Source organism: Streptomyces sp. 8K308, from assembly GCF_004348315.1.
In the GTDB taxonomy this organism is placed as follows: domain Bacteria; phylum Actinomycetota; class Actinomycetes; order Streptomycetales; family Streptomycetaceae; genus Streptomyces.
This window is the reverse complement of the sequence record NZ_SMKC01000118.1, coordinates 1-18,013: the sequence shown is the minus strand read 5'-3', so window position 1 is coordinate 18,013 and position 18,013 is coordinate 1. Positions and strand designations below refer to the sequence as shown.

Annotated in this window: 20 protein-coding genes; 13 read left to right on the top strand and 7 right to left on the bottom strand. The window is 72.8% G+C overall.

Annotation, left to right across the window (positions count from 1 at the left end; genetic code table 11):
• The 5 genes from E1265_RS17815 to E1265_RS17800 form a co-directional block, all read left to right on the top strand.
• Positions 1-647: TetR/AcrR family transcriptional regulator (locus E1265_RS17815; protein ID WP_132931300.1), on the top strand; the 647-nt coding region annotated here is incomplete at its 5' end.
• Positions 648-882: 235 nt separating this feature from the next.
• On the top strand, positions 883-1,536 hold the full coding sequence (locus E1265_RS17810; protein WP_243740894.1) for a phosphotransferase: 654 nt from the start codon (positions 883-885) through the stop codon (positions 1,534-1,536).
• A gap of 379 nt (positions 1,537-1,915) precedes the next feature.
• Positions 1,916-2,065, top strand: coding sequence for a hypothetical protein (locus E1265_RS37095; RefSeq protein ID WP_165953780.1), 150 nt, complete (start codon positions 1,916-1,918; stop codon positions 2,063-2,065).
• Positions 2,056-2,235 (top strand): hypothetical protein, encoded by a 180-nt coding sequence (locus E1265_RS17805; protein WP_165953779.1) that lies wholly within the window; start codon positions 2,056-2,058, stop codon positions 2,233-2,235. Before E1265_RS37095 ends, E1265_RS17805 begins: the two co-directional genes overlap by 10 nt.
• Positions 2,232-2,486: a type II toxin-antitoxin system RelE/ParE family toxin gene (locus E1265_RS17800; protein WP_132931297.1), complete on the top strand. Its 255-nt coding sequence runs from the start codon at positions 2,232-2,234 to the stop codon at positions 2,484-2,486. The genes E1265_RS17805 and E1265_RS17800 overlap by 4 nt, the downstream gene beginning before the upstream one ends.
• 6 nt (positions 2,487-2,492) lie before the next feature.
• On the opposite strand, the gene E1265_RS37090 is transcribed toward E1265_RS17800, so the two are convergent.
• Both E1265_RS37090 and E1265_RS17790 read right to left on the bottom strand, forming a co-directional pair.
• Entirely contained in the window at positions 2,493-4,211 is a 1,719-nt protein-coding gene (locus E1265_RS37090) for a DUF2637 domain-containing protein (RefSeq protein ID WP_243740893.1), read from the bottom strand.
• Positions 4,212-4,294: 83 nt separating this feature from the next.
• Positions 4,295-4,903 carry a TetR/AcrR family transcriptional regulator gene (locus E1265_RS17790; RefSeq protein ID WP_243740892.1) on the bottom strand — a complete coding sequence of 203 codons (609 nt, stop codon included), beginning with the start codon at positions 4,901-4,903 and terminating at the stop codon, positions 4,295-4,297.
• A 46-nt stretch (positions 4,904-4,949) separates the two neighbouring features.
• Between E1265_RS17790 and E1265_RS17785 the strand changes: the two genes are divergently transcribed.
• Positions 4,950-5,414, top strand: coding sequence for an SRPBCC family protein (locus tag E1265_RS17785; protein ID WP_132931295.1), 465 nt, complete (start codon positions 4,950-4,952; stop codon positions 5,412-5,414).
• 296 nt (positions 5,415-5,710) lie between these two features.
• Here the strand turns inward: E1265_RS17785 and E1265_RS17780 are convergent, their stop codons facing one another.
• From E1265_RS17780 to E1265_RS17770, 4 genes are all read right to left on the bottom strand, one after another.
• Positions 5,711-6,502 carry a DUF3558 domain-containing protein gene (locus E1265_RS17780; protein WP_132931294.1) on the bottom strand — a complete coding sequence of 264 codons (792 nt, stop codon included), beginning with the start codon at positions 6,500-6,502 and terminating at the stop codon, positions 5,711-5,713.
• 82 nt (positions 6,503-6,584) lie between these two features.
• Positions 6,585-7,307, bottom strand: a complete 723-nt coding sequence (locus E1265_RS17775; RefSeq protein ID WP_243740891.1) for a DUF3558 domain-containing protein — start codon at positions 7,305-7,307, stop codon at positions 6,585-6,587.
• A gap of 385 nt (positions 7,308-7,692) precedes the next feature.
• Positions 7,693-8,076, bottom strand: a complete 384-nt coding sequence (locus E1265_RS39210) for a hypothetical protein (RefSeq protein WP_243740890.1) — start codon at positions 8,074-8,076, stop codon at positions 7,693-7,695.
• 11 nt (positions 8,077-8,087) lie between these two features.
• Complete coding sequence (locus E1265_RS17770) at positions 8,088-9,116, bottom strand: MFS transporter (RefSeq protein WP_243740889.1); 1,029 nt, start codon at positions 9,114-9,116, stop codon at positions 8,088-8,090.
• Positions 9,117-9,338: 222 nt separating this feature from the next.
• Here E1265_RS17770 and E1265_RS17765 point away from each other — a divergent pair, with 222 nt between their 5' ends.
• On the top strand, positions 9,339-10,277 hold the full coding sequence (locus E1265_RS17765; RefSeq protein ID WP_132931293.1) for a YihY/virulence factor BrkB family protein: 939 nt from the start codon (positions 9,339-9,341) through the stop codon (positions 10,275-10,277).
• Positions 10,278-10,400: 123 nt separating this feature from the next.
• Here the strand turns inward: E1265_RS17765 and E1265_RS17760 are convergent, their stop codons facing one another.
• Complete coding sequence (locus E1265_RS17760; protein WP_132931292.1) at positions 10,401-10,985, bottom strand: hypothetical protein; 585 nt, start codon at positions 10,983-10,985, stop codon at positions 10,401-10,403.
• Positions 10,986-11,111: 126 nt separating this feature from the next.
• On the opposite strand from E1265_RS17760, the gene hemL reads away from it, so the two are divergent.
• The 6 genes from hemL to ccsB all read left to right on the top strand — a co-directional run bounded on the left by hemL (position 11,112) and on the right by ccsB (position 17,941).
• Positions 11,112-12,449 carry a glutamate-1-semialdehyde 2,1-aminomutase gene (gene hemL / locus E1265_RS17755; RefSeq protein WP_132931291.1) on the top strand — a complete coding sequence of 446 codons (1,338 nt, stop codon included), beginning with the start codon at positions 11,112-11,114 and terminating at the stop codon, positions 12,447-12,449.
• 74 nt (positions 12,450-12,523) lie between these two features.
• The gene (locus E1265_RS17750; protein ID WP_132931290.1) at positions 12,524-13,207 is read left to right on the top strand and encodes a histidine phosphatase family protein; all 684 of its coding nucleotides are present in this window, start codon (positions 12,524-12,526) and stop codon (positions 13,205-13,207) included.
• A gap of 499 nt (positions 13,208-13,706) precedes the next feature.
• Entirely contained in the window at positions 13,707-14,309 is a 603-nt protein-coding gene (locus E1265_RS17745) for a TlpA disulfide reductase family protein (protein ID WP_132931289.1), read from the top strand.
• A gap of 16 nt (positions 14,310-14,325) precedes the next feature.
• Complete coding sequence (locus E1265_RS17740; protein ID WP_132931288.1) at positions 14,326-15,069, top strand: cytochrome c biogenesis protein CcdA; 744 nt, start codon at positions 14,326-14,328, stop codon at positions 15,067-15,069.
• A gap of 5 nt (positions 15,070-15,074) precedes the next feature.
• Positions 15,075-16,847 (top strand): cytochrome c biogenesis protein ResB, encoded by a 1,773-nt coding sequence (locus E1265_RS17735; RefSeq protein WP_132931287.1) that lies wholly within the window; start codon positions 15,075-15,077, stop codon positions 16,845-16,847.
• Positions 16,844-17,941: a c-type cytochrome biogenesis protein CcsB gene (gene ccsB, locus E1265_RS17730; RefSeq protein WP_132931286.1), complete on the top strand. Its 1,098-nt coding sequence runs from the start codon at positions 16,844-16,846 to the stop codon at positions 17,939-17,941. The genes E1265_RS17735 and ccsB overlap by 4 nt, the downstream gene beginning before the upstream one ends.
• The last annotated feature ends 72 nt before the right edge of the window (positions 17,942-18,013 follow it).

Here is an 18,013-nt window from a genome sequence, read left to right as displayed (position 1 = left end):
GCGCCACGCTCACCCCCGACCGCATCGCCGCGACGGCCGTGTCCATCGCGGATGCCGAGGGCCTGGACGCCGTCACCATGCGGCGCCTGGCGGCCGACCTGGGGGTCGCGCCCATGGCCGCCTACCGCTACGTGTCAGGCAAGGACGAGCTGCTCGAGCTGATGGTCGACCACGTCTACGGCGAGATTCCCCCGCCGGAGGAGCCCCACGAGGGCTGGCGGGCGGGCATTCGCCTGCTCGCCCTGCGCGCCAGGGACGTGCTGCTGCGCCACCCCTGGGCCGTCCGCACGGCGACCGTCATCCTGACCCCGAACCAACTGGCCGTCGTCGAGAACGCCCTGGCCGCCCTCGACCGGCTCGACGCGGACGCCATGATGACGGTCTGGCGCACCGTCGACGCGTACACGCGGGGCGCCGTCGGCCAGGAGATCGCCCTCGGCGAGCTGATGCGGGAGCAGGGCTGGGCCACCCCGCACGAGGCGCGCGACGGCCTCGCCCCCCGCATGGCGTGGCTGCTGGACACGGGCCGCTATCCGACCTACGCCCGCTACATCCGCGAGGCGACCCGCAAGGACGACCTGGCAGGACAGTTCGAGACCGGACTCGACGCGGTCCTGGACGGCATCGCCGCCCGCCTGGGAATCTGAACCGAACGTCACGACGCGTCTCGCGCTGCGCGAACTCGTGGTTCCTGCCCGGCCGAGCGGGGTTGATCCGGCCTGCGCCAGCGACCGACGCGCCGGGGATACCACCGACGGAGAGTGACGAGGGAAAACCTGACCCATGCCTGGACCCATGCGGGGAACGGACGACGAGGTATCGCTGTCCGGCGGGCGGATCACCCCGGGCGTCGTACGTGTCAACGACACCGTTCGACGCCCCGTGACAGCCGCGTCGGAGTTCGTCGCCGACCTGCTCGGCCACCTGGAACGGCACGGCTTCAACGGCGCGCCGCGCCACCTCGGACTCGACGCCAGCGGCCGCGACACCTTCAGCTACCTGCCAGGAGAGGTGCCGACCGGATTCCGGACCTGGAGCGACGACCAGGTTGCCGCCGCCGGCGCCCTTCTGCGGTCGCTCCACGATGCCACTCGCGGCAGCAGCCTGGCCGGAGCCCACCCCGTGGTGTGCCATCACGACCCGGGTCCGAACAACGTCGTCTTCCGCGACGACCGGCCCGCCGCCTTCATCGACTTCGACATGGCGGCGCCAGGCCACCCCCTGGAAGATCTCGGATACATGGCCTGGACCTGGTGCGTCTCCTCCAAGCCACAAGCGCCACCCGTCCAGGCGCAGGCCGCGCAGGTGCGCGTCATCTCTGACGCCTACGGGCTCGGCGCCTCCGACCGGGCCGCCCTCGTCGACGCCATGCTCGACCGCCAAGCCCGTAACGCCGACTGGTGGCGCCAGCACCTCCACGCCCCCGAACCGCGCGTGGCCGACACCGAACAGATCTTCTCCCGCATCGCATGGTCCCTGCGCGAACACAGCCATACCGCCGACCACCGATCCGTGTTCGCGACCGCTCTCCGCTGAACCCTTCAACGGGCCTCAGGGCGGCAGGGTGACGTGCTGGTGGGCGGCGAGTCGGCGCTGCCGCGGCGGGGGCGGCTGCGGCGGCGCGGTGTGTTGTTCCCGGGTGCCACAGGACCGACGCGGCGAAGGGCTCCGCCCATTCATGGCGGGGCCGGCAGCCGGATGACCGCCGTGCCTTGGGCCACGTCGACCCGGGAGCGGCGCTTGTCGGCTCTGCGGTCAGCCGAGCCGGCCGTCCCTGCTGATGGTCTGGTTGCTGGTCCGTCGCATGACCGGCCACCTGCCGGCGGCCTACCACGCACACAGTGACCCGCTGACAGTGGGCATCGCGTTCTGCGATGCTGTGAACACGAATGGTAAAAGCAAAAGGGGTGGTCCTATGCCCAGGGACGGCATCGACGCGCTGTTGGAAGCCGTCAAACACAACACGGAAGCCGCCCCCGACGGCAGCGTCGCGGTGGACCAGGCCCGTCGCGGCTCCGGGAGTTGGCGGCGCGGATCGGCGCCGAGCGGCAGCGTGTGGCACTGACGGACGGCGACGAGGTGCTGGCCCTACTGATCAGCGTCGCGGACTGGGAGGACGTGCGCGACGCCTTGGACGTGGCTTTCAACGAGATCGATCGCCTGAGGGGCGTGGACGATGGCGTCGAACATGACGAGTTCGTCGGCCAACTGCGCGGCGAGGGGCACGGAGCGTGAGCAAGGTCGTGTGGTCTCCGCAGGCTCGCCGGGCGATGACGACCTATCGGAAGGATGACCCAGGCGGCATCGATCAGGTGCTGGACTCGGTCAATCTGCTTCGGAAGCACCCACGGCCGCCGGGTGCTCAGGCGTATGGGCGGGATCTGCTCCGTATTCGGGTCGGTAGATACCGTGTGAGGTACGAGATCGTGAACCGGGAGCCGCTCGTTCCCGGCATCGAGACGGTGGGGCGCACGCCTGGGCCGTGACGGTCGTCAGACGCCGGTGCCCATCTCGGCGCCGTACCGCTCCCGGAAGCCGCGGGTGAACTCGCGGAGGTAGGGCTCGCTGAGCAGCGCGCCGTCCGCGTCCGTGATGCCCTGGCGCTCGTGCAGGAACCTGGAGAGCTGGCGCGCGTTGGGGAACGTGCCCTGCTCCAGGACGTACTGGCGGTAGGCGGCGTAGAAGGTCTCGCTGCGCGCCGCGTCCTCCGGGCCCTCGGCGGGCGAGGGCGCGGGCTGCTCTTCGGGGACGGCCGAGCCGCCGAGGGGGCGGCGGCGGTCGCCGGCCCCGACCGGCACGGACACCCCGGACCGCGGCTCGACGTCGGAATCGACGTCCGGCGGCGGCTGGTTGGCCACCCACCAGGCCTCCTCCTCCGCGAACCGGTCGTCCTGGCCGGGCAGGCCGGCCGGCGCGGCCGTCCTGCCCGGCCCCGGCTGGTCGGACGCGCCGCCGTCGCCGGCAGGGCCGTTGCCGTTCTCGACGGTCGCGAGCCGCTCGTCCCTCGCGCCGTCGCCCGTGCCAGGGCCGCCGAAGGCCGTGGTGCCGGCCGGCTGGCCGGCCCAGGGGCCGTTGGCGGCGTCGGGTCGCCCGTTGCCGACCGGAGCGCCGCTCGTCGTCGCCGCGGTGCCGGCCTGGCCGGCCGCACCGGTGCCGGCCGGCTGGCCGGTCCATGGACCGTTCGCGCCGTTCGCGCCGGCCAGGGCCGCCGGTCCGGCCGGCATGCCGTCGCCGGCAGGCGCCGGTTGTGTGGCCGCGGTGCTGGCTGGTCGTCCGGCCCAGGGGCCGTTGGCGGCGTCGGGTCGCCCGTTGCCGGCAGGGCCGGTGTTCGCCGCCGTACCGTCGCCGGCAGGCGCCGCCTGCGTGGCCGCGGTGCCGGCCGGCTGGCCGGTCCATGGACCGTTCGCGCCGTTCGCGCCGTTCGCGCCGTTCGCGCCGTTCGCGCCGGCCAGGGCCGCCGGCCCGGCCGACATGGTGCCGCCGGCGGTGGCGGCCGGCAGCGCCGCCGTGGTGCCGGCCGGCCGGCCGGGGCCGGCCCACGGCCCCGGCCCCGGCTCGGCCCCCTGCAGAGGGACGCCGTACCGCGCCAGCTTCAGCGGCATCAGCGCCTCGACCGGCGCCCTGCGGCGCCAGGCGCGCCCGTAGTCGGCGCGCAGCCGCGCCTGGTAGACGAGGCGGTCGCGCTCCATCGCGATGACCTCCTCGTACGACCGCAGCTCCCACAGCTTCATCCGGCGCCACAGGCGGAAGGTGGGGACGGGCGCCAGCACCCAGCGCCACATCCGCACCCCCTCCATGTGCCGGTCGGCGGTGATGTCGGCCACCCGGCCGATCGCGTGCCGCGCCGCCTCCACGGTGATCACGAACAGGATCGGGATGATCGCGTGCATGCCGACGCCCAGCGGGTCGCCCCAGGCCGAGGCGGCGTTGAACGCGATCGTGGCGGCGGTCAGCAGCCACGCGGTCTGCCGGAGCAACGGGAAGGGTATGCGCAGCCAGGTCAGCAGCAGGTCGAGGGCGAGCAGCACGACGATGCCCACGTCGACGCCGATCGGGAAGAAGGGGGAGAAGGCGCCGAAGCCCTTCTCCTCGGCCAGCTCCTTCACGGCCGCGTACGAGCCGACGAAGCCGATCGCGGCGATGAGCACGGCCCCGGCCAGGATGATGCCGACCAGTATGCGGTGCGGGCGTGTCAGCTTGATCGCGGCCACGCGGGAACCCTCCCCCGGTCATGACAAGGTCAGGGGACAGACTCGCACACGCGTCAAGTCAGGTGTTCGATCAGGGTGATGCGTTACTCCGAGCCGTAGTACAGCCGGAGGAACTCCTCCATCGCCGCGTCGACGCCGGCGCGGTCGCCGGTGGCGAGCAGGTCGAGCAGCAGGCCGCGGACGGTGGCGAGCCCCAGCCTGGCGCGGTTCCCGGCCGTCACGGGATCCGCCCCCGCGGCCGTCTCTGCGGCCACGAGCGGCTCGAGCCAGTCCGTCACGAGCCCTTCGAGGACGGGCGCGGCTTCCAGGCGGCCACGCAGCGCGTGCCCGCAGATCTCGAAGAAGAGCCGCTCCTGACCCGCGAGACCGGGATCCGTCAACCGCCGCCACAGTCGCCGCGCGACATCGGCCGGCGAGAGCCCTGGTTCGAGGCGGAGTTGAGCCAGCAGATCGCGCTGGCGCCGCTCCGACGTCCTGATGATCTCGGCGAGCAGCTGTTCCTTGGAGCCGAAGTGGTGGATCAGCATGCGGTGACTGACGCCGATCGCGGCGCCCAGGCGGCGCAGGCTGAGGTCCCCGATGCCGTGTGCCGCGACGTGGTCGACGGCCGCCTCCAACAGCCGGGCGCGCCGGTTCCCGTCCGTGCCGTCCGCGGCCTCGCTCGCCGGCCGCGCGTCGTCCGTGTTCGCCACGGCAGGAGTGTACCGATTGGTACATGGCGCGTGTACCGTGTGGTACATGAAGCCTGTCACCGTGTCGATCGACGTGCCGCGGACGCCCGAGCAGGTCTACGACTTTCTCGACGTCATGGCGCACCACGAGCGGTTCACCGACCACTACCTGACCGACTGGCGCTACAGCGGTCCCGGCCGCGGCGTCGGGGCGTGCGCCACGGTCACCGCCGCGTTGGGCGGCGTGAGGACCGACGTCACCATCGAGGTCGTCGAGGCCGAGGCGCCCCGGCGCATCGTCGAACGAAACGTCAGCGCGGGCGGCCGGCGGCTGGCCCACGGCATCTACACCATCGAACCGTCGCGCACCGGCGGCAGCCGCGTGTCGTTCACCTACGGCTGGACGCGCGCCCCGCTCGCCGACCGCCTGCTGGCACCCGTCGCCCGGGCCACCATGCGCCGCGCCAACCGCACCGTCATGCGTCGGCTGGCCGCCGAGCTGGCCCGCGACGGCTCCGCCGCCGGCTCCTGACGGCGACGCGGGCCGCCAGGACCTGTTGCGAAAGCCCCGCAAGGGCCGCGACGCCAGCCACGGCACTTCGCCGCGTTACCCCGCGCCGTGGAGCGGCATGTCGGGTGCCGCGCGCGAACACGGCCCGGTGTGAGCCGCGCTGCCGCCGACGTGTGGCCTGTTACGAACGTCACGTCCGGTCAGCCCTGGCTCCCCCAGGCCTGGCGGCCTGGGTGGGGGCGCGCCCTGCACGAAGTGCCTGGGGAGAGAGCGCGCCCGGTCGCTTCGCTCAAGGCACATTCCACGCGGCGAAGCCGCTACGCGTCGTCCCCCGACTCCTGGGACTCCTCTTCGGCCGGCGTCTCGCCACCGGAGGCGTCGGCCGAGGCGTCGACGGCCGCCACGGCCTCGCGGGCCGCGGTCTCGGCGGCCTCCCGGACGGAGTCGGCGGACGGCATGTCGTCGCCCTCGAAGCCGGCGCCCGAGTAGTCGAGGGTCAGGACCACGTTGCCGACGCGGGAGACGACCCGCTGCTGCCGGTAGTCCTGCTCGTCCTCGTCCTCCTCGCCGGTCTTGGTGACGGTGTACGCGATGGAGGTGGCGGCGTCGCCGGTCTCGGCCAGCTCGGCGGACTCGACGTCGCGGTTGGCGTCGTCGCCGGTGATCTCGTCGACCATCTGCTGCACGTAGGCGGTGGCGCGCTCGTCGCCGCTGCCCAGGGAGAGGTCGGAGTCGAAGCGGCGCAGCGCGACGGTGAGGGAGCGGAACTGGAAGTCGTCGAGTCCGCTCCACAGGCAGGCGGCCGACGTGGAGGTGTCGGAGGAGCTGAGGGTCTCGCCGGACTCCGGGTCGGCCTGGGGGACCACCTCGCCGATGGTGTCCTGGCCGATCGTCTGGCACGGCTCGGGCAGGCCCTCGAAGCGGACCGGCTCGGGGGTGGGGGCGACGCTCTCCGGCTCGTTGTCCCGCGTGGCGTCGTCGGACGAGTCGGACGACGAGGAACAACCGGTGACCAGCAGCACGGGCAGCGCGGCCAGGGCCAGCGCGCGGACGGCGAATCGCGATGCGGGGCGTCGCGATGCGGGTCGTCGCGAGGCGGTACGGTCCATGGTTACTTCGCTCCAGTTGTCTCGGCCGAGCCGTTGCGAGCACACGGTACGCCGCGGCGCACGCCGCGCGCCCGAAACGCGCTCAGCCGTCGAAACCACCCGCGAGCCCCTGGGCAACGCCCTGCGCCCGCTGCTGGAGCAGCGCGCCGTCCGGCGCGCTGCCCGCGCCGGTGGTCGACACGGTGTAGTTCACCGTGACGATAACGTTCGCAGTCCGAAACGCCACCTGCACGTCTCGACGGTTCTGTGCGTTGTCGCTGGTCAGCGTGGAGTTGATGAACGCGACGTGACCAATGCCATCGAGCAGCCGGGGCGCGAGGGGGTCCGCGGGCGTCGAGGGGCTGGTCACCGAGACGCCGGCGGCGTCGGCCCGGGCCTCGAAGTCGATCTCGGCCTGGTCGTCGTCGCTGATGTTCGGCGTGTAGGACACGATGCGCTGGAAGTCGACGTCGAGCCACCGCGAGTCGTTCGCGGTCGCGTGGTGCCAGACGCAGCCGACCCGGCGACCGGTGTCGTAGGTGGGCTGGGGCTGGCCGGCGTAGGTCTCCTCGTCGGCCTCCGGTAGCAGTTCGCGGAGCGTCTCGACGGGCACCGAGCCGCAGGGCTCGGGCAGCACCGAGAACCGGCCGGGCTGCGGCTGCTGGGCACCGGGGGTGCCGGCGTCCCCGGTCGTGCCCGAGGCGTCGTCCGTGCCGCCGAGGCCGGCCTCGCAGGCGCCCGCGAGACCGAGGACGGCCACGGTCGCCAGCGTGGCGGCGATGGCCTGCCTGATCTTCGCGGTGCGGTGTGTCGCGGCGCGCTGCACCGGGTCGCCCTCCCTCTGCCGAACCGGCCACATCCGACCGGTCAACCTCCCGTGGACCGGCGGGGGAACATGTCTACCCCATGGGCGGCGTGAAAGGCCAGGTGAGCCAGTCGCTGGCCGCCGGTCGCTGGCCGCGAGGGGCGGCGCCGCCTTCCGAACGGTCTCGTCTACCTGACGCGTGCGAGGGCCTCAGGGTTCCGAGCCGACCGCACGCCGGACGGTGGCTTACTCGCCGCTCACTCGTGGCTCATGCGCGGAGCCCAGGCCTGGCCTGGGCGAGCGGTGAGCGCGGTGGCCGCCGTGGCGGGACGCCAGACGGCCGCCGCACCCACGGAACGTGGATGCGGCACGGCCGTCCGGCCTGGTTCCGCGGCCCGGGCCCGGCTCACCTGCCGGCGAGCTCCGCGGCCGGCTCGGGCGCCCCGGCGGCCCCCGCCGGCGCCCCGTCGCGCCGGCGGGGCAGGAAGGCGGCCAGGGCGAAGGCGAGCAGCGCCGCGCCCGCGCCGATGCCGAGGACCACCTGGCAGCCGTGCTCGGACGGCAGGGGGAAGCCGCCGAAGTCGGTGGTCGGCTGCGCCAGGATGACGCCGGCGACCGCGCTGGCGACCGAGGTGCCGATGGACCGCATCAGCGTGTTGAGGCTGTTGGCGGCGGCCGTCTCGGAGGCGGGCACGGCGCCCTTGATCAGTGCGGGCATCGCGCCGTAGGCGAAGCCGACGCCGGCCCCGATCACGCAGGCGGCCAGGACGAGGTGCCAGATCTCCGACATCAGCAGGATGTTCAGGCCGTAGCCGCGGCGACGATCAGCGCGCCGAGCATCAGGGTCGCCTTCGGGCCCCTGCTCTTGGAGATGGCGGCGGACAGCGGCGCCATGGCCATCATCACCAGGCCCTGCGGGGCCATCACCAGGCCGACGGCAGCATCGACCGGCCGAGCCCGTACCCGGTCTCCTCGGGCAGCTGGAGGAGCTGCGGCAGCACCAGCGACATCGCGAACATCGAGAAGCCGAAGGGCGATCGAGGCGAGGTCGGTGAACAGCACCTGGCGGCGCGCGGTGGCGCGCAGGTCGACCAGCCGCCGCTCGGTGCGCAGCTCAAACCAGCCCCAGAGCAGCAGGAGCACGACGGCAGCGGCGTCGAGGCCGAGGGTGGTGGAGCTGGTCCAGCCCCGGTCGGCGCCCTTGGAGACGGCGAGCAGCAGGGAGACCAGCGCGGCCGAGAGGCCGAGGGAGCCGACCAGGTCGAACCGGCCGCCGGAGCGGGCCCTTGAGGCGGGCACGATCAGCGGGACGAGCGCGAGGGCGACGGGGCCGAGCGCGGCCGAGGTCCAGAAGAGGACGTGCCAGTCGAAGTTGTCGGCGATGAAGGCGGCGGCGGGCAGGCCGAGGGCGCCGCCGACGTCGAGCGAGACGCTCATCAGCGCGGTGGCCCCGGCCAGCCGGTCACCGGGGAGCTGGTCCCGCATGATGCTGATGCCGAGCGGGACGACGGCGGCGGCGAGGCCCTGGAGGACGCGGCCGGCGATCGTGGGCGCCAGGGAGTCGCTGAGGGCGCAGACCACGGAGCCGACCAGGGAGCCGACCACCAGCAGGACGAGGCTGGTCAGCAGCATGCGGCGCTTGCCGTACATGTCGCCGAGCCGGCCGACCACGGGGGTGGCGACAGCGGCGGCGAGGAGGGTGGCGGTGACCGCCCAGGCGGCGTCGGAGGCCGAGGCGTCGAGCAGCCGGGGGAGCTCGGGGACGATCGGGATGACCAGGGTCTGCATCGTGGAGACCACGATCCCGGCGAGGGCCAGGACCGCGACCACGGCGTTGGGCCTCGGCCGTGCGGAGGCTCCTGCTCCGGCGACCGCGGCGGGGGCGTGGGATATGGGAGGGGCCTCGATCAAGGGCGGTATTGTTTGACTTAGGCAACCATAATCCCGTTGATTGACTAGGCAAATGGATGGCCCCGGCTGGCGGCCGCCGATGGCGGCGCCGATTCCGTTTTACGTGGTTTAGGGCATTCATTCACGGTTACCCGCCAGCGCATGTCAGCTGAGCCGCCCCCCAGGGGGCCGACGGATCTGCCGAAGGCCTCCTGGCGGGCCGCGCTCAAACGCACCCTGCGAGAGTTCAGGGCGGACAACCTGTCCGACTGGGCCGCGGCTCTGACCTACTACGGAGTGCTCGCCCTGGCCCCGGCCCTGCTGGCCCTCGTCTCGATCATCGGCCTGATCGGCCCCTCGGCCATCAACCCGTTGATCGACAACGTGGCCACGCTGGCCCCGGGCGCCGTACAGGACGTGCTCGACACCCTGCTGCGCGACCTGGGCCACCGTCGAGGCCAGGCCACCGTGGCTCTGGTCGTCGGCATCGCGCTCGCCCTGTGGTCCGCCTCCGGGTACATCGCGGCCTTCATGCGCGCGTCCAACGCCATCTACGACATCGGCGAGGGCCGCCCGGTCTGGAAGACCCTCCCGACCCGCCTGGCCATCACCGCCGCCATGGTGGTGCTGCTGGCCCTGGTCGCCGTGGGCGTCGTCTTCACCGGCACCGTGGCCCGCCGGGCCGGCGACGTGCTGGGCCTGGGCGGCACCGCGGTCACCGTGTGGGACTACGCGAAATGGCCGGTGCTGGTGCTCCTGGCGGCGCTGATCACCGCCATCCTGTACTGGGCGGCGCCCAACGTGAAGCACGGCTTTCGCTGGGTCACGCCCGGCAGCCTCCTGGCCGTGGCGCTCTGGCTGGCCGCCTCCGTGGCGTTCGCGGTGTATGTCGCCACCTTCGGCAGCTACGGCAGCACGTACAGCAGTCTGGCGACGATCGTCGTCTTCCTGGTCTGGCTGTGGATCTCCAACCTCGCGCTGCTGCTCGGCCTCGAGTTCGACGCCGAACTCGAACGCGCCCGCGCCATCGAGGCCGGACACCCGCCCGGCGAGGAGCCCTACGCCGAGCCCCGGGACACCCGCAAGCTCGACGACGACTGAACCCCGGACGCGACCGGACCGGTACCGCCAGGTCGCCCCGGCGGCCCTCCCTGGCACCCGGCTCCCCAGACGGCGATGCTCGCCAGGAGCCGGGCCGGCGCGAGGTCGTGGTCTGGCGTGTCCCTACGGCCAGACCAGGCAGTACGGCTGGTGGCCCGCCTCGTGGAGCCGGCGGGAGAAGTCCTGCCACTCGCTGAGCAGCCGGTAGACGCCGAAGGCGTCGCTCGGGCCGCTGCGGTCGGGCACGGTGGACCAGATGAACGCGGCGGCGCCGACCGTCTCGTCGCCGATGCCGCGCAGCGGGTCGACCACGGTCGTGGGCAGCTTGACCACCGCGTAGTCGGGGTGGAGCACCACCAGTTCGAGCGGCGGCACCCGGTGCAGGGGTATGCCCTCGATGCCGGTGAGGACCATGGCGGCCATCGTCTCCGGCTTGATCCTGGTGAACATGCCCTGGCCCAGCTCGTCCCCGCCGAGCTCCTCGGGCCGCATCGAGAGCGGCACGCGGGCCGCCGTGGCGCCGTCGGGGGCGCCGAAGTACTTGTACGTTACGGCCATCCGGCTGCCCCGGCCGCCGAAGTCGAAGTCGGCGCCGGCTCCGCTCTCCAGATCGCGGCGGTGACGCCCGCGCCGGGCGCGCGCACGCGGACCCGCGGCCTCCGGCCCCAGATCCCCGGTTCCCTCGCCCACTTCGCCACCGCGCTGCATGTCACCACCTGCACTTATCGCGACCCCCGCCGCGCAACCCGATCATCGTTTCAGAGACCTCCCCCGTCAGGCGCCGGCGAAACGCCCCGACACCGAGCTGTGAGGGCCTCTGTCACCATGTACACCATGGATCGCGTGACCTCATCCTATTCAGCGGATTCCGCGCAATCGGTGGCGCCAGTCTCCCAGACGCTGTTCACTCGTGCCGCGGCGGTGACCCCGGGTGGCGTGAACTCGCCCGTGCGCGCGTTCGGCGCCGTCGGCGGCACGCCCCGCTTCATGGTCTCGGGCGCCGGTCCCTACCTCACCGATGCCGACGGCCGCGAGTACGTGGACCTCGTCTGCTCCTGGGGACCGATGATCCTCGGCCACTCCCACCCGGCGGTGCTCGACGCCGTGCGGGCCGCCGTCGAGCGCGGCACCTCCTTCGGCACGCCGACGCCCGGCGAGGTCGAGCTGGCCGAGGAGCTCGTGGCCCGGGTGGCGCCCGTGGAGCGGGTGCGTCTCGTCTCCTCCGGCACCGAGGCGACGATGTCCGCGATCCGGCTGGCCCGCGGCTTCACCGGGCGTGCCAAGGTGATCAAGTTCGCCGGCTGCTACCACGGCCACGTGGACGCCCTGTTGGCCGCCGCCGGCTCCGGCGTCGCCACCTTCGGGCTGCCCGACACCCCGGGGGTCACCGGCGCCCAGGCCGGCGAGACCGTGGTCCTCCCGTACAACGACCTGGCCGCCGTGCGCGCCGCCTTCGAGGCGAACCCCGGCGAGATCGCCTGCGTCATCACCGAGGCCGTGCCGGGCAACATGGGCGTCGTGCCGCCCGCGCCCGGCTTCAACCAGGGCCTCAAGGACCTCTGCGCCCAGCACGGCGCGCTGCTGATCTCCGACGAGGTCATGACCGGGTTCCGGGTCAGCGGCGCCGGCTGGTTCGGCATCGAGGGCGTGGTGCCCGACCTGATCACCTTCGGCAAGGTGATGGGCGGCGGCTTCCCGGCCGCGGCCTTCGGCGGCCGGGCCGACGTGATGGACCGGCTCGCCCCCGCCGGGCCCGTCTACCAGGCCGGCACGCTCTCGGGAAACCCGGTGGCCACCGCCGCGGGCCTCGCCCAGCTGCGGCTGCTCGACGCCGCCGCCTACGCCAGGCTCGACGCCACCTCGGCCGAACTGCGCGGCCTGGCCAGCCGGGCGCTGGCCAAGGAGGGCGTGGCCCACACCGTCTCGGCCGCCGGCAACATGTTCTCGATCTTCTTCACGGCCGACGAGGTCACCGACTTCGCCGGCGCCAAGAAGCAGGACACCTTCCGGTACACCGCGTTCTTCCACGCCATGCTGGAGCACGGCGTCTACCTGCCGCCCTCCGCCTTCGAGGCGTGGTTCGTGTCCACCGCGCACGACGAGCGTGCCCTGGAGCGGATCGCCGCCGCGCTGCCTGCGGCGGCCAGCGCCGCGGCCCGGGCGGTGGCCTAGCCGTCCGCCGGAGGCGCGGCAGAGACCCGGGCTCCGACCAGACCACCGAGTAGGCCCGAAGCGAAGTGAGAGCGATGAGCGACAGTAGCGAGCGGACCGTCGTCCACGTGATGCGGCACGGCGAGGTTGACAACCCCACCGGCGTGCTCTACGGGCGCCTGCCCGACTTTCATCTCTCGCCGCTCGGCCGCGAGATGGCCGAGCGGGTCGCCGCGCACCTCGGCGGCAACGACGTGGTCCACGTCGTCGCCTCGCCGCTGGAGCGCGCCCAGGAGACCGCCGCTCCCATCGCCAAGGCCCACGGCCTCGACATCGCCACCGACAGCCGGCTGATCGAGGCGGCCAACGTCTTCCAGGGCCGCACCTTCGGTGTCGGCGACGGCGCGCTGCGCCGCCCAGGCAACTGGCGGCACCTGCGCAACCCGTTCCGGCCCTCCTGGGGCGAGCCGTACGTGGACCAGGTGGTGCGGATGAAGGGCGCGATCGACGCGGCGCGCGACGCGGCCCGCGGCCACGAGGCGGTCGTCGTCAGCCACCAGCTGCCGATCTGGATCCTGCGGAGCTACGTCGAGCGCCGCCGGCTGTGGCACGACCCGCGCAGCCGGCAGTGCACGCTCGCCTCGCTGACGAGCTTCACCTACCGGGGTGACGAGATCGTCGCCGTCACCTACACCGAGCCGGCCCGCGACCTGGTCCCCGCCCACCTCCGCGCCGGGGCGAAGCCGGCAAAGGGCAAGTCCCCGGGCTTCGGAGCGTAGCCGCTGCGCTGGCCGAGCGGTTTCGCTCCGCTGGGGCACGCGGCGCCTCGGCCCGCCCGGCCGGCGTCGCGTGCGACGGCTTGCCGCCGGCCGGGCGCGGCCGGCTCAGCCGCCGCTGCGCGGCCGGAGCCGCCCGGTGTCTCGGCCGCGTGCCGGCGGGCGGCCGAGCCGCGCGGGCCTGCTGCCGCGACCTGGCCCGGTGGCTGGCGCGCCGCATGGCGCGGGGCGGCCGGCGGCGCCTGCGGGCTCGCTTCGCCGGGGGCTCGGCCCGCCCGCCGGGCCGGCACGGCCGGTGGCGCGTGGCGCGGCCGCGGTGTCGCTCCGCTGGACGAGCGGGGGCCGCTGTGCCGGAGGGCGTCGCGTGCGCGACGGCTCGCCGCCGGGCCGCAGGCCCTTGGCTCGGCGCTGCCGAGGCGCGCCGCGTGCCGTGGTGTCTCGCCGCTAGGCACTAGACGGGGGGCGGGGAAGATCCTCAAATGGCGCATGGGAAACTTTTCACATGATCCAGAACCGGGCTTTCGGCAGGGTCGTCGGAGCCGCCACGGCCGCGCTGGCCGGCGTGCTGCTCCTCGGCGCCTGCAGCGGCGGGGAGGGTGGTTCCACCTCCGGCGACGGCACCAACTACGTCGAGGGCACCGGGGAGATCACCCAGGTCGCGGCCGCCGAGCGCACCGAGGCCCCCGACCTCACCGGCGAGACGCTCGACGGCGAGGAGATCAGCCTCTCCGACTACCGGGGCGAGGTCGTGGTGCTCAACGTGTGGGGCTCCTGGTGCGCGCCGTGCCGCGCCGAGGCCCCGCACCTGGTGGCCGCCGAGGAGGCCACGGCCGACCAGGGCGTGCGGTTCCTCGGGCTCAACACCCGGGACCTCAGCGTCGACAACGCGCTGGCCTTCGAGCGCCGGTACGAGATCGGCTTCCCCAGCTTCTACGACCCCAACGGCCGGCTCATCGGCGAGTTCCCCAACGGGGTGCTCAACCCGCAGGCCATCCCCAGCACGCTGATCATCGACCGGGAGGGCCGGATCGCGGCCAGGGCCCTGCGCCCGCTCACCGACGACGACCTGCTCGCGGCGCTGGAACCCGTGATCGCCGAAGAGTGAGTCGAGTGACCAGCACATGAACCCCAACGAGACGGTACTGAACGGCGCGCTGCTGCTGGCCCTGCCGGTGGCGGTGTTCGGCGGTCTTGTGTCGTTCTTCTCGCCCTGCGTGCTCCCACTCGTCCCCGGCTACCTCTCCTATGTGACCGGGGTGGGCGGCGCCGACCTCAAGGACGCCAGGCGCGGCCGGATGTTCCTCGGCGCGCTGCTCTTCGTGCTCGGCTTCTCCGCCGTCTTCGTCTCCGGCGGCGCGCTCTTCGGCAGCTTCGGCGCCAACCTGGTCAACCACCGGGAGACCCTGAACAAGGTCTTCGGGGTGTTGATCGTGCTGTTCGGCCTGGTCTTCGTCGGCTTCCTGCCCAAGCTCACCCAGCGCGAGTTCCGGCTGCACGTCAGGCCGTCGGTCGGGCTCGCCGGGGCTCCGGTGCTCGGTTTCGTCTTCGGGATCGGCTGGGTGCCGTGCATCGGCCCGACGCTGGGCGCCGTGCAGGCGCTGGCGTTCAGCGAGGCGACCGCCGGGCGCGGCGCGTTGCTGACCTTCGCCTACTGTCTCGGCCTCGGCCTGCCGTTCATCGTCGCCGCGCTCGCCTTCCGGCGGATGCTCGGCGCCTTCGGCTGGGTCAAGCGCCACTACGCCTGGGTGATGCGGCTCGGCGGGGCCATGCTGATCACCACCGGCGTGCTGCTGTTCACCGGCGTCTGGGACCGCATGATCTACGAGATGCAGGTCTGGTCCGCCGACTTCCAGGTTTGGATCTGACACCCATGGCCAAAGAGACAGTCGATCAGAGCACCGACGAGGCCGCCACCAGCGGGCTCTCCACCGCACCCGTCGAGGAGCCGGAGGCCACCGTCGTCGCCGGCTCGTTCGGCGGCACCCGCCAGCCGGGCGCGCGTGGCCACCTCACCTGGCTCGGGCGCGAACTGGTCGGCTGGGCGCGCTGGTTCTGGCGCCAGCTGACGTCGATGCGGGTCGCGCTGATCCTGCTGTTCCTGCTGGCGCTGGCCGCGATCCCCGGCTCGATGATCCCGCAGAACAACGCCAGCACCACGACCGTGCAGGACTTCAAGGAGCGCAACCCGGGGCTCTCGTCGTTCTACGACCGGCTCCAGCTCTTCGACGTCTACTCCTCGGTCTGGTTCTCGGCGATCTACCTGCTGCTGTTCGTCTCGCTGGTCGGCTGCATCATCCCGCGCTCCTGGCAGTTCGTCGGCCAGTTGCGCGGCCGGCCGCCGCGCGCCCCCCGCCGGCTCGACCGGATGCCGGCCTACACCACCTGGCACACCGACGCCGCGCCCGAGGACGTGCTGGACGCGGCGCACCGGCAGTTGCGGCGCCGCCGCTTCCGCGCCGACCTGCGCGAGGACGCCAAGCCTGGCTGGTCCCACGTGGCGGCCGAGAAGGGCTATCTGCGGGAGGTCGGCAACCTCGTCTTCCACCTCTCGCTCGTCGTGCTGCTGATCGCCTTCGCCGCCGGCCGCCTCTACTACGCCGAGGGCGGCAAGCTGGTCGTCGAGGGCTACGACTTCACCAACAACCTCACCCAGTACGACGACTTCTCCTCCGGGCCGTTCTACGACACCGACGACCTGGGGAACTTCAGCTTCACGCTGGACGAGTTCCACGCCGAGTTCACCCGCTCGGGGCCCGACCTCGGCACCGCGTCCCGCTTCGACGCGGACGTCACCTACCGCACCGCCGACGGCACCGAGCGCTCCACCACCATCCAGGTCAACGAGCCGCTCAGCATCGGCGACGAGCGGGTGCGGCTGCTCGGCCACGGCTTCGCGCCCGTCGTGCGGATCACCGACGGCGAGGGCAACGTCGCGTTCAGCGGCCCGGTGCCGTTCATCCCGCAGGACCAGGCGCTCACCTCCGTCGGCGTCATCAAGGTCACCGACTACGTCGGCCCGGACGGGCGACCCGACCAGCTGGGCTTCCAGGGCTTCTTCAGCCCCACCTACAACATCGACGAGGTCCGCGGCCCGCACTCCACCTTCCCCGACCCGGACAACCCGGTGCTCACCCTCACCGGCTACCGCGGCGACCTGGGCCTCGACTCGGGCCTGCCGCAGAACGTCTACCAGCTCGACACCACCCACATGGAGCAGATGGTCGACGAGGAGACCGGCGACGTCTTCCGCTTCGACCTGCGGCCCGGCGAGTCCATCGAACTGCCCGACGACCAGGGCACCCTGGAGTTCCAGGGCTTCGAGCGGTGGGCCACCTTCCAGATCTCGACCCGCGCCGGCAACGGCTGGGCGCTCGGCGGCGCGCTCGCCGCCATCGCGGGGCTCGCCGCCTCGCTGCTGCTCCAGCGCCGCCGGGTCTGGGTGCGCGCCCACCGCCACGACGACGGCCACACCGTCGTCGAGATGGCCTCCCTCGGCCGCACCGAGTCGGGCAGGATCCCCGTGGAGCTGGCCTCCCTCGCCGCGGCCCTCGAGCCGGTGGCGCCGATGCTGCCCGCCGAGCCCGAAGAGGCCCCCGGTTCTGATACTTCTGAAGAGTCCGCCGCCGAAGGAGCACGCCCATGACGCTCGCCGCAGACGAGGGCCTGGCCGATTTCAGCAACCTGTTGATCTACACGGCGATGGCCGTCTACGCGCTGACGTTCGTCGCCTACACCGCAGAGTGGATTTTCGGCAGCCGCAGCAGGGTGGCCCGCACCGCGGCCGCGCTCTCCGGCGAGGAGGCCGCCGCCGAGCCGGCCGCCGTGCCGGCCCAGCGGCCCGCCGTCATGGTCCGCAAGGGCGGCACCACCTCGGTCCTGGAGCGGCCCAGAATCGTCACCCGCTCCTCCTCGCCCGAGCGCGACGCCGTCCCGGACGGTCCCGGCGCCGCAGGCGACGACGAGCGGGGTGACACGTTCGGGCGGATCGCGGTTTCGCTGACCACGCTGGCGTTCCTGCTGCACCTCGGCGGCGTCGTCGCCCGCACCATCGCCGTGGGGCGGGGTCCCTGGGGCAACATGTACGAGTTCTCCACCGCCTTCTCGATGGTCGCGGTCGCCAGCTACCTGGGCTTCCTGGCCTTCCGCAGGAACATCCGCTGGCTCGGCCTGCCGCTGGTCACCACCGTGCTGCTCGACCTCGGCCTCGCGGTGACCGTGCTCTACAACGACTCGACGCAGCTGGTGCCGGCGCTCGACTCGATCTGGATGTGGATCCACGTGCCGCTGGCGATCATCTGCGGCGCGCTGATGTACGTCGGCGCGGTGGCGGCAGTGCTGTTCCTGTTCCGCGACCGCTACGAGGCCAAGCTGGTCGCCGGCGGGCAGCCGGGCCGGTTCGCCACCTCCGTGCTGGAGCGGCTGCCGTCCTCGATCACCCTGGACCGCTTCTCCTACCGGATCAACGCGGCGGTCTTCCCGTTCTGGACCTTCACCATCGTGGCCGGCGCCATCTGGGCCGAGACCGCGTGGGGCCGCTACTGGGACTGGGACCCGAAGGAGACCTGGGCGTTCATCACCTGGATCGTCTACGCCATCTACCTGCACGCGCGTTCCACGGCCGGCTGGAAGGGCCGCAGGGCCGCCTACCTGTGCATCGCGGGCCTGGTCTGCTTCCTGATCAACTACTACGGCGTCAACATCTTCTTCGACAGCCTGCACGGCTACGGCGGCGTATGAGCCGCCCCTGGCACGCGACGAGGCCCCCGCCGGCTCCGGCGGAGGCCCGTTTCGTCTCGGGTTGGGTGGGGT